The sequence below is a fragment of the Variovorax sp. P4_D9 genome (assembly GCF_056401695.1).
The window spans coordinates 1-1,869 of the sequence record NZ_JBFUIU010001264.1 but is presented as its reverse complement, the minus strand read 5'-3'; the positions used below and the strand labels follow the sequence as shown (position 1 = coordinate 1,869).

The 1,869-nt window shown below is 64.5% G+C and carries 2 protein-coding genes and 1 pseudogene; all 3 read right to left on the bottom strand.

Annotation, left to right across the window (positions count from 1 at the left end; genetic code table 11):
• A partial coding sequence (locus AC1DY5_RS53760) for a nuclear transport factor 2 family protein (RefSeq protein ID WP_478122377.1) occupies positions 1-350 on the bottom strand: 350 nt, incomplete at its 3' end.
• Positions 351-407: 57 nt separating this feature from the next.
• Positions 408-821 (bottom strand): hypothetical protein, encoded by a 414-nt coding sequence (locus AC1DY5_RS53755; RefSeq protein WP_478122376.1) that lies wholly within the window; start codon positions 819-821, stop codon positions 408-410.
• Positions 822-893: 72 nt separating this feature from the next.
• Positions 894-1,861 (bottom strand): annotated as a pseudogene (locus AC1DY5_RS53750) (arsenic resistance protein).
• Between the last annotated feature and the right edge of the window lie 8 nt (positions 1,862-1,869).

The following is a 1,869-nucleotide window of genomic DNA, read 5'->3' as shown; positions in this document are numbered from 1 at the left end:
CGGCTGATCTTGCCGTCCTTCAAGGTGAACACGTGGACCCATTCGCTGTCGAACACGGTCCCGTTCGGAAGCGGCCTCACGCGCTCCCAGCCGAGCACTGTCACGTGATTCGGCCCTTCGAGGAATTCGCGCGGTTCGAACTGCTGGATGTCATCGTTCTGGGCCAGGGTGGTGAACCAGGCCTCCACCGCCTTCTTGCCGGTGAACTTGCCCCCGTACGGGATGCCGGTGCTGGGGCTGGCGTGAAATTGCCAGTCCACGTCGTCGGTCAGTGTGGCCAGGATTCCGGGAACGTCGCGGCGTCCGAATGCGGCGTAGGCCTGCTGGACGACTTCGGTCGGGGTGCTCATGTCGTGTCCTCCATGCTGAACAGGGGAGTTCAAAATCTAGTCACGCGAGCCCTCATTTCAACCCGGTGCGCGCCCGCGGACCTGCGCCCATAGCGCCCGCAGCCTTCGAGCGCGGTCCTCGAACAGAAACGAGCCGGCCAGCGCGAGCAGGCCGGAGACGATGCCCGTCACCACTGCCTCCAGACGAGGGATGGCGTAATGGCCTGGATGCGAGAAGGAGTCGCCGATCATTGTCAGGATGCCGACGAGCAGCGCGTTGCCGTAGCGATTTGCGTACAGCTTCGTGGCCGGCGTGAAGGTCAGGACCACCGCGAGAATGCCGGTGAACAGGCCGGTCTGCAAAGCGAGCGTCCAATGGGGGATGCTCAGGATGTTCCCGAGGCTCCCGGGCATGCAGGTCATGCAGGCGCTGGTCGGCTGCCAGAAACGCTGGACGAACAGGATGAAACGACGCTTCCACGAAATCGGCATCACGGGGATCCCTTCAATGCACCGGTCGACATCATCCGTCGACGCGGGCCGCGGTTCAACTCTCCGGAGGGCTCAGGCTGCAGGCTGCCCCGCTTCGTACCAGCCCTGCGTGCGGTTCACGACCGCCACGACCGCAAGCATGACGGGCACCTCGATGAGCACCCCGACGACGGTGGCAAGCGCCGCGCCGGACTGGAAGCCGAAGAGGCTGATGGCGGTGGCGACCGCCAGTTCGAAGAAGTTGCTTGCGCCGTTCAGGGCGGAGGGGCCGGCGACGCAGTGCTTCACGCCGAGCCTTCGGTTGAGCAGGTAGGCAAGACCAGAGTTGAGCACGACCTGGACGAGGATTGGCACCGCGAGCAATGCGATGACCAAGGGCTGGTCCAGGATGGCCTCGCCCTGGAACGCGAACAGCAAGACCAGGGTCAGCAGCAGCGCCGCCATGGAGAGCGGGCCCAGCTTGGCGGCCACGGCCTGAAAGTGCCCGACCCCGCGGCGAAGGAGCGCTTTTCGCCAGAGCTGCGCAATGATGACCGGAACGACGATGTAGAGGCCCACCGAGACCAGCAGGGTGTTCCAGGGAACGGTGATGGAGGATAGGCCCAGCAGCAGCGCGACGATGGGCGCGAAGGCGACCACCATGATGGCGTCGTTCAGGGCGACCTGCGACAACGTGAAGTACGGGTCGCCCTTGCAGAGCTGGCGCCAGACGAAAACCATCGTGGTGCACGGAGTCGCTGCGAGCAGGATGAGCCCGGCCACATAGCTGTCGAGCTGTTCGGCAGGAAGGTACGGCGCGAGGACGTGGCGATTGAACAGCCAACCCCAGCAGGGCCTAGCAGCATCGGAATGATCTTCACCCAGATGAGGACACCCACCGGCAGGTTGACCTTGGCAACTTCGAGGCTGCCCACGACCCGGAAGAAGCCGGGCAGGACCTGACCTAGCGTGATGTCCGCGACGATGCACAGGGCCACCCACACTGTCAGGTAACGTTCGAAGAAGCCGATGGCGGGCTTGACGGGCGCCGCAGCAGCGATCGTAGATG

Excerpts from the sequence above, each read along its gene's own strand:
- AC1DY5_RS53755 (WP_478122376.1), bottom strand. The coding sequence starts at position 821 with ATGCCGATTTCGTGGAAGCGTCGTTTCATCCTGTTCGTCCAGCGTTTC.